The 8,726-nt window shown below is 62.0% G+C and carries 9 protein-coding genes and 2 pseudogenes; 4 read left to right on the forward strand and 7 right to left on the reverse strand.

The features are described from left to right. The first annotated feature begins 18 nt into the window (after nt 1–18). Nucleotides 19–675: a 5-formyltetrahydrofolate cyclo-ligase gene (locus NKH23_RS25500; protein ID WP_352719514.1), complete on the forward strand. Its 657-nt coding sequence runs from the start codon at nt 19–21 to the stop codon at nt 673–675. A 13-nt stretch (nt 676–688) separates the two neighbouring features. Here the strand turns inward: NKH23_RS25500 and NKH23_RS25505 are convergent, their stop codons facing one another. Beyond that, nucleotides 689–1,162 carry an Lrp/AsnC family transcriptional regulator gene (locus NKH23_RS25505; RefSeq protein ID WP_023675099.1) on the reverse strand — a complete coding sequence of 158 codons (474 nt, stop codon included), beginning with the start codon at nt 1,160–1,162 and terminating at the stop codon, nt 689–691. Between the two features lie 157 nt (nt 1,163–1,319). Between NKH23_RS25505 and ald the strand changes: the two genes are divergently transcribed. Continuing rightward, entirely contained in the window at nt 1,320–2,435 is a 1,116-nt protein-coding gene (gene ald / locus NKH23_RS25510; RefSeq protein WP_352914676.1) for an alanine dehydrogenase, read from the forward strand. Nucleotides 2,436–2,682: 247 nt separating this feature from the next. On the opposite strand, the gene NKH23_RS25515 is transcribed toward ald, so the two are convergent. The 6 genes and pseudogenes from NKH23_RS25515 to NKH23_RS25540 form a co-directional block, all read right to left on the reverse strand. Further along, nucleotides 2,683–3,150, reverse strand: a complete 468-nt coding sequence (locus tag NKH23_RS25515; RefSeq protein WP_352719516.1) for a DUF1203 domain-containing protein — start codon at nt 3,148–3,150, stop codon at nt 2,683–2,685. 77 nt (nt 3,151–3,227) lie between these two features. Continuing rightward, a complete protein-coding gene (gene dapB / locus NKH23_RS25520; protein ID WP_352719532.1) occupies nt 3,228–4,034 on the reverse strand; it encodes a 4-hydroxy-tetrahydrodipicolinate reductase in 807 nt (268 codons plus the stop codon). A gap of 147 nt (nt 4,035–4,181) precedes the next feature. Then, nucleotides 4,182–4,745, reverse strand: a complete 564-nt coding sequence (locus NKH23_RS25525; RefSeq protein WP_352719518.1) for a GNAT family N-acetyltransferase — start codon at nt 4,743–4,745, stop codon at nt 4,182–4,184. Between the two features lie 5 nt (nt 4,746–4,750). Beyond that, nucleotides 4,751–5,602: a 3-mercaptopyruvate sulfurtransferase gene (sseA, locus tag NKH23_RS25530; RefSeq protein ID WP_352719520.1), complete on the reverse strand. Its 852-nt coding sequence runs from the start codon at nt 5,600–5,602 to the stop codon at nt 4,751–4,753. 34 nt (nt 5,603–5,636) lie between these two features. Beyond that, nucleotides 5,637–6,379: pseudogene (locus tag NKH23_RS25535) on the reverse strand (alanyl-tRNA editing protein). Beyond that, entirely contained in the window at nt 6,379–7,413 is a 1,035-nt protein-coding gene (locus NKH23_RS25540; RefSeq protein ID WP_352719521.1) for a cysteine synthase A, read from the reverse strand. Before NKH23_RS25540 ends, NKH23_RS25535 begins: the two are co-directional and overlap by 1 nt. 215 nt (nt 7,414–7,628) lie before the next feature. Here NKH23_RS25540 and NKH23_RS25545 point away from each other — a divergent pair, with 215 nt between their 5' ends. Beyond that, nucleotides 7,629–8,450, forward strand: coding sequence for an SDR family oxidoreductase (locus NKH23_RS25545; protein WP_352719522.1), 822 nt, complete (start codon nt 7,629–7,631; stop codon nt 8,448–8,450). A 31-nt stretch (nt 8,451–8,481) separates the two neighbouring features. Then, nucleotides 8,482–8,586 (forward strand): annotated as a pseudogene (locus NKH23_RS34670) (alpha/beta hydrolase); the annotation flags it as partial. Nucleotides 8,587–8,726 lie beyond the last annotated feature (140 nt).

An 8,726-nucleotide genomic window follows, 5' to 3' on the forward strand; every position in this document is an offset into this window, starting at 1 on the left:
GTATATTGCAGGTGAAGCATGGCTAGGAATGAAGACGAAAGCTCAGCGCAATACGCCTCGCCGCCTTGTTTTATGCACGAGCTCGATCCGGAGTTCCAAGCGCCGCTATCCGACTGGACCGATGTAAGGCGCTGGCGCAAGGCCGAGCGCGAGCGGTTGATCGTATCCCGCCTTGCCGTTTCAGCCGACACGCGCGCAGCTATGTCGCAGCGCATTGCCGAAGGGCTAGACGCGGTGATCGGCGACATCGCTGGCCGCATGGTCAGCCTCTACTGGCCGTTTCGCGGCGAGCCGGACCTGCGCCCGTGGATGGAGACCGTTAACGCGCGGGGGGGTCGCACGGCGTTGCCCGTCGTCGTCGAGAAAGACCGGCCGCTTGTCTTTCGCGCCTATACCCACGGAGACCGGCTGGAGAAGGGCGTCTGGAATATCCCGATACCGGCCGAGGGCGATCCGGTGCTGCCCGACATCGTCATTTCGCCGATCGTCGGCATCGATCCCGGGCAGTTTCGCCTGGGTTATGGCGGCGGCTTCTTCGATCGCACGCTTGCCGCGATGCCCTTCAAACCGCTGGTCATCGGCGTCGGCTACGATCTGCAGCGCATCGTCACCATCTACCCACAGCCGCACGACATTCCGATGGACCGTGTGGTGACCGAGGCATTCAACACCTAGGCGAGTTCGGGGCCTAGGCGAGCTCAGGCTTCATTCCCACGGCTGTGCGATCGACGATTTCGCGCAAGGCAAAGGACGAATTGATCTTCGTCACATGCGGCATTGCCGACAGCCACTCCTTGTGGATGCGTTCGTAGTCGACGAGATCCTTAGCCGCTATGCGCAGGATGTAATCATATTCACCCGACATCAGATGGCAGGACAGGACGTTCGGGCAGCGCTTTATCGCCGCCTCGAAATCCGACAACGTCTTCTCGAACTGCCCGGACAGCGATATATGCACGATCGCCGTCATCTGGTGCCCAAGTGCAGCGTTGGACAGCCGGGCGTGATAGCCGCGGATGGTTCCGGATTTCTCCAGATTGTCCAGCCGCCGCGAACAGGCCGACTGGGATAGGCCAACCTTCTCGGCGAGCGCTGCGTTGGGTATCCGCCCGTCCTTCTGCAACGTCTCGAGAATGGCGATATCAATCCTGTCGAGCGGCATTTTTGCGGGTTCCTGCGACAATTCCAATGTTTTGCGCAACGATTATCGAAGAGTGACCTCTCAGGCAAGCGCATTCGCAAACACTTACCGAACGATTCGTGGTTCACTATCTCTAGACAGGGAACAGCCCTAAAAGGGCCGGATCAGGAGAAAAAAGATGCGCGTCGGTTGCCCCCGGGAAATCAAGAACCATGAATACCGCGTCGGCCTGACACCCGGCTCGGTCCGCGAATATGTCGCGCATGGCCATGAAGTGCTTATCGAGACGGGCGCCGGCGCCGGCATCGGCGCCGATGACAACGCGTATCGCGCCGCCGGCGCCACGATCGCCAAGACGGCCGCCGACGTTTTTGGCAAGTCTGACATGATCGTGAAGGTCAAGGAGCCGCAGCCCAACGAATGGGTTCAGCTCCGCGACGGCCAGATCCTCTATACCTATCTGCATCTTGCTCCGGATCCGGAGCAGACCAAGGGCCTGCTGGCCTCTGGCGTGACCGCAATAGCATACGAGACCGTCACCGACGAGCGCGGCGGCCTGCCGCTCTTGGCGCCGATGTCGGAAGTTGCCGGCCGCCTGTCGATCCAGGCGGGCGCCACGGCGCTGCAAAAGGCCAATGGCGGCCGCGGCGTGCTGCTTGGCGGCGTGCCCGGCGTGCTGCCCGGCAAGGTCACTGTGCTCGGCGGCGGCGTCGTCGGCCTGCATGCCGCACGGATGGCTGCCGGCCTTGGCGCCGACGTCACCATCATTGACCGCTCGCTCCCGCGCCTGCGTCAGCTCGATGATATCTTTGGCGGCCGCGTCCACACCCGCTACTCGACCGTCGAGGCGCTGGAGGAAGAGTGTTTTTCGGCTGACATCGTCGTCGGCGCCGTGCTGATCCCGGGGGCAGCAGCGCCCAAGCTGGTGACGCGCGAAATGCTGTCGGGCATGAAGAAAGGCGCCGTGCTGGTCGACGTCGCCATCGACCAGGGCGGCTGCTTCGAGACCTCGCACGCCACCACCCATGCCGAGCCGACCTATGAGGTCGACGGCGTCATCCACTATTGCGTCGCCAACATGCCGGGTGCGGTGCCGGTCACCTCGGCCCACGCGCTCAACAATGCGACGCTGCATTATGGCCTGCAGCTCGCCGACAAGGGCCTCAAGGCGCTGGTAGACGACCACCATCTGCGCAACGGGCTGAACGTCCACAAGGGCAAGGTCACGAATCGCGCAGTGGCCGAAGCGCTCGGTTACGAGCTGGTCGAGCCGAAGGCCGTTCTCGCGGCCTGAGCTGTCCGAATCTGCCTCTCCAGTGCCCGTCGGTTTCGTCCGACGGGTTTTTTCTTATGTGAAAAACTGAAAAGTGTCGGGCGCGCGGAATAACCGGACAACAAAAAAGCGGAGCCAAAGCCCCGCTTCCTCGGTTGTCGAAAATTCCCGCCGGTTCATCCGCGGTCGGTAAATCGATCGACTGTCGCTTTCTACCGCCGATATGCGACGGGAGTACGACAGCCCCAAGCCGGTGCGACCTGTCCGGTTACGCGCGGTCGATCCGGCACTGATAGCAATTGTTGCGCGCCGAGCGGATGTGGACGTAAGCAATGTCGTCGCGTTGGAACAACGTCTCTGCCCGTGCGGCAATGGCGTCGGTCGGAATGACGCCGCCGCTGCCGTAAACGATGCGGTCGTCCTTGCCATAACCGCGCACGATGTAATCGCTGCTTTCGAGCATTTCGGGAAGCAACTTAACCTCGGCAGCGCGTTCGCATTCTTCAGCATGAAGGAAGATCGGCCCGGTTTCGGCATAAGGCTGCAGCTCCGGAAAAGGCCGATAGGCCAGAACAAGATAGGCTTCTTCCGCAGCAACATTCTTCAAGCAATGACGGCAAGGCACGCCGTCGCCGTCTGAAATCTGCCGCTCTGGCTTCAGGCCATAAGCATCCGGCCCGCCGCGCTGAAGTGCGCGGACCGCATCGGTTGGCAAGGCTTTGAATTTTAGCGTCATGGCAAAATCTCCGGTGTCGTCGACCGGAAATTATGCTCGCAAGACAGAGCTTCCCACCCGATTCCTGCCGAAATGGATCAGTCCATCAGCGCGTCGAGACCGCGAACCAGACCTTTGATCTGCTGTACCCTTCTGATGGCGAGCAGCGTGCCCGCCACGTAAGGCGCCGCGGAAGAGCCGGCGTCGTGGCGTATGGTCAACCGCTCGTCTGGCAGACCGAACAGCGCCTCGCAGGACAGGATGTAGGACGGCAGCCGAAGCGCGTGCACTTGCACCCCCTCGCCTGCGCCGACCGCACCCCCGCGTGTGGCCGGCACGCCAGAGACCTCCGAGACCGGCTTTGCCGTTGAGGCCTTGCGGATGTCGGCCAGCGCCTCAGCAAGCTCCCGTGCGGTACCGGAGGGCGCGTCGGGCTTCTTTGCACTGGCATAATCGATGACCTCGACATCCGGCACGTATTTTGCCGCCATAAGTGCAAACCGCTTCATCAGAGTGGCGGTGATGGAAAAATTGCCAGCGGCAACGACGCCGACGCCGTTGGCGCGCGCCGCGGCGTCGATGTCGGCATAGTCGGCAGCACCCAGTCCCGACGTGCCGATCACCGTGTGCCGTCCCTTGTCGATGGCGAGCAGCACATGGTCTTTCACGACATGCGGCTTGGTGAAGTCGACCAGCACGTCCGACGGCGCCTCCAGCGCCTCGGCGAGCGAGGCCGAAACGGTGATACCATTAGCCGGCATGCCAACCAGCAGGCCGGAATCCTGCCCTGCGCCGCTGCGTGACACAGCCCCGGCCAGCTCCATGTCGCCTTGCGCCCCGATCGCCGGAACCAGCGCCTTGCCGACCCAGCCGGTCGCGCCGGCCATTACCACGCGTATTGCCATCATGCGATCCTCCATCACCATCAGTTTTTAGACGATAGCGATATGGAAAGAGCCAAGCTCATTCAAGTCGGGTCCGCCTTTGAGTGTTGATCCAGACCCTGGGACGTTGCAAAGACAAGCTGAAGCTCGGATGAACCGGCCTGAAAATCAGGGCCGCATGACGCTGGCCGCGCGATCGGCAAAAGACATCGGATGTACGACCTCCTTTTTTTGCGCCACTGGCGTAAAGCCGAGTTTTTGATAGAGCGGCAGTGCTGCTGGGTGATCGAGGGTGCAGGTCTGCACCGTCACCCGCCTTGGCCCGTGCGACCATGCCGCGGCGATTGCCGCACCGAGGAACCAGCGACCGATGCCTTGCCCGGTCGCGTGCTCCATCATTCCGAAATAAGCGAGTTCCACTTCCTCCGGCAAATGCGGCTTGAGGTCGAAGAAGCCGGCCGGCGCACCATCCAGATAAAGCACCCTGATGTCGCGGTCCTCGCGGTGGATGCCCGCCGCAAGCTCCTCGTCGCTCAGCCTCAACACATTGACCCAGTGCCATTTGCGGCCGACCCGATCCATCAAATAGCGGTAGAAATGCAGGGGAATGTCTTTGGTCTTGAGCAGCGCGATCTGGCGGTTGTACGGCAGCGGCGGCGAATAGGCAGGCGGCACATGCATTTCGAGAAACGTCACGGTGACGTCGATGTCTTCCAGCGATCCGTCTTCCATCACCGTCAGTCCTTGCCCGTCACGACGGGCGTGTCGGAAAGCCCGCCCCATTCGGTCCATGAACCGTCATAAAGCCTGTTGTCGGCATGGCCAAGCGTCTCCAAAGCTAGCGTGACGGCTGCCGCGGTGACGCCCGACCCGCAGGAGGTGACGACCGGCTTCGACAGGTCGATGCCGGCGTCCTCGATCACTTTACGCAGCCTGTCCTTGGGCAACAATTCGCCGTTATCCGAAAGCGCCGAAAACGGCACGTTGTGCGCGCCCGGCATATGGCCGGAGCGGATGCCGGGGCGCGGCTCCGGCTCGGTGCCGGCAAAACGGCCAGGCGAGCGCGCGTCGGCGATCTGGCTCTCCCTCGTCTCGACGATCCGGCGCATGTCGGCAAGGCTGGCGACGCGGGCGGCATCGAAGTTGGCATAAAACACGCAAGGCGCGATCTTCGTCGGCTCCGCCGTCACCGGCCGTCCGGCGGCTTTCCAACGATCGAAGCCGCCGTCGAGTATATAGACCTGGAACACGCCCATGACGCGAAACAACCACCAGGCGCGCGGTGCAGAAAAGAACCCTGGCCCGTCGTAGACAACAATCGTGTCATCGGCCGAAATACCCATCGCGCCGACATATTGCGCGAAATGCTGCGGCGACGGCAGCGTGTGCGGCAGAGCCGCGTCGGGGTCCGAAACCGCATCCTGGTCGAGGAAGCCGGCGCCTGGAATATGCGCTGCGTCATACTCGGCGCGCGCGTCACGCTTTTGCGCCGGCAGATACCAGGACGCGTCGACAATCGTCAGGCCCGGTTCGCCGAGCCGCTTCTGCAACCAATCGGCATCGATGGTGAAAGGACTGTCGTCGGCCATCTTTCTCTCCTGTCCCGCCTGTCGCAGTCCTATATCAGGCTGGCGGCATAGGACCAAAGCGAATGCGGAAGCGCCGGTTCTCGCGGCCCTTCTTCTCGATCTTGCCGATATGGATCTCGCCGATTTCGCTGGTGCTCTTTACATGGGTGCCGCCGCAAGGCTGGCTGTCGATCGAAGCGTTCTCGCCGATGCAGACCAATCGGATCTTTCCCGTGCCAGCCGGGGGCCGCACATTCTTGGATTTCACCAAGCCCGGATTGGATGCCAGTTCCTCGTCGGAAATGAGCCGGGTGAAGATCGGGTGGTCGGCTCGCACCAGCTCCATCAGTCTGGCCGTCACGTCTTCCTTGGTAAAGCCGGCGTCCGGGATGTCGAAATCGATACGGCTGTCGTCCTCGGAAACCGCGGCGCCGGTGATCGGGAACGGACAGACGACGGTAAGCAGGTGGCAGGCAGAATGCATGCGCATCAGCAACTGCCGCCGCGGCCAGTCGATGGCGAGCCTCATGCGCTCGCCCACCTTTGGAACTGTCTGCTCCGGCGCCGGCACATGGATGATCTCGTCCTTGGTTTCGCCGGTGATCGTAGCGGCAATCGCTATGCCGGTGCCGTCGGCGCGTTCGAGCTGCCGGTGTCGCCCGGCTGCCCGCCCGATGTGGCGTAAAACACCGTCCGGTCCAGAATGATGCCGCCGCGATCGTTTACTGCGACGACGGTGGCGTCGGCCGTCCCCAGATAGGCGTCGTCACGAAACAGCGCCTCGGTCTTGTGCGCCATCATGCAACCCTTTCGAACGGTACCGAAATCGTGGTCCGTTGCTCCATCCAGCCCGGCACCGGCAGCTTCTTTTCGCGCAGGAATTCAGGATTGAACAGCTTCGACTGGTAGCGCGTGCCGTAGTCGCAAAGCATGGTCACGATGGTGTGGCCGGGGCCTAGCTCGCGCGCCAGGCGAATGGCGCCGGCAATGTTGATGCCCGTCGAACCGCCAACGCAAAGCCCCTCCTCCTGGATCAGGTCGAATACGATCGGCAGTGCGTCCTCGTCGGGGATCTGGAAGGCAAAATCGGGTGTAAAGCCTTGGAGGTTGGCGGTGATCCGCCCCTGCCCGATGCCTTCGGTGATCGAACTGCCCTCGGATTTCAGCTCGCCGCTGGTGTAGAAGGAATAGAGCGCTGCCCCCAGCGGATCGGCCAGCGCGATCTTGACCTGGCTGTTTTTTGCCTTCAGCCCGAAACCGACGCCTGCCAGAGTGCCGCCGGAACCGACCGCCGACACGAAACCATCCACCTTGCCGTCAGTCTGGTTCCAGATTTCTTCGGCCGTGGTGCGGATATGGCCGTCACGGTTGGCGACATTGTCGAACTGGTTGGCCCAGATCGCGCCGTTTGGCTCGGTCTTCGCCATCTGCTCGGCCAGCCGGCCCGACAGCTTCACGTAGTTGTTCGGGTTCTTGTAGGGCACGGCGGGCACTTCGATCAGCTCGGCGCCGAGCAGTTTGATCGTATCCTTCTTCTCCTGGCTCTGGGTGTCGGGAATGACGATTACCGTGCGGTAGCCGAGTGCCTTGGCAACCAGTGTCAATCCGATGCCGGTATTTCCGGCCGTCCCCTCGACGATGACGCCGCCGGGCCGCAGCAGCCCGCGCTGCTCGGCATCGCGGATGATAAACAGGCCGGCGCGGTCCTTGACCGACTGCCCGGGATTCATGAATTCGGCCTTGCCCAGGATCTCGCAGCCGGTTGCTTCCGAGGCCTTGTTGAGGCGGATCAGGGGCGTGTTGCCGATCACGTCGATCACAGAACGGGGCATGGAGATTCCTTTGTGGGTGCGGCGAAACCCTAGAAACCCGAAGCTTCGGTTTCAAGGCAAGAATTTGCCTGGTCCAGTCGCATTTCGCACACTGCAATTCCTGCAGCCAGGAGCGCCCGGCCGGTATTCATTTCAACCATGTACCGAAAAGCACTCTTTTCATTCGATTTCTTCACCGCTAGAGCACAGGCTAAGAAGAGCCGGCGGGGCGCAACATGACACTCTATCGGGCCAATCCGAAGCATGGCGTCGCCTGGATTACGGGCGGCAGCAGCGGTATCGGCCGTTCGCTGGCCAAGGATCTTGCCGCTCAGGGCTATGTCGTCGCGGTGACTGCGCCCGATGACCATCCGATCGATACGCTCATCGTCGAAACGGCGCAGATGGCGGGCCGTGTCGCAGCCTATCCTTGCGACGTGACCGACGAAAAACGCATGGCGAAGACGGTTGCAGCGATCGAGAAAGATCTCGGTCCGATCGTGTTGGCAGTGTTCAACGCTGGAAGCTATATCGCAACGCCGGGCGAGGATCTTGTGGCGCGCAATTTCCGTCGGTCTTTCGAAGTCAATTATTTCGGCATCATCAATGGCCTGGTGCCTGTCATCGAACGCATGCGCGTGCGCTCGCGCGGCCATGTCGTGCTGATCGGTTCGGTTACCGCCTATTTCGGCTGGCCCACCACCGCCGCCTATGGCGGCACCAAGGCGGCAGTCAATATCCTGGCCGAGTCGCTGAAATACGATTTCGACAAGATGAACGTCCGCATCCAGGTGATTAATCCGGGCTTTGTCGACACGCGGCTGACTGAGAAGAACTTCCTGCCGATGCCGGGATTGATGCCGGTCAATCTGGCCTCGCGCCGCATCGCGCAAGGCATCGAATACGGCGGCTTCGAAGTCACTTTCCCACGCCGCCTGAGCTGGACGCTGAAGCTGCTTAGGATGCTGCCGAGGCCGTTCTGCCGATGGGTGATCAGCACGGTCACCCGCTGGAATGCGCGGCCACTGAATTTCGACCGCAAGCCACCGGTCGAATAGGATCGGTGACGGGGCGACGGATCGTGTTTGCGGGTCGCTGGGGCGCCACGTCATCGCCGGCGACGCGCTGTCGCCATCGACCACGGCTTTCCTCGCGCAGCGGATCGTCGTGTGGGTCGAGGCGGTGGTGAAGTGAACCAAAGGCCTCAAGCAAGAGGGGCACCCCCGGCGAGGACACCGCGCCCAGTTAAAAAAAGTAATAAAAAACCACCCATAGGCGCCCCCACCAAACACAGAATATAACGGCCCCCCAGGAGGGCCCGTTGCCCACCAACC

Origin of the sequence: Mesorhizobium sp. M1328 (assembly GCF_040318075.1) — a bacterium.
Taxonomy (GTDB): domain Bacteria; phylum Pseudomonadota; class Alphaproteobacteria; order Rhizobiales; family Rhizobiaceae; genus Mesorhizobium.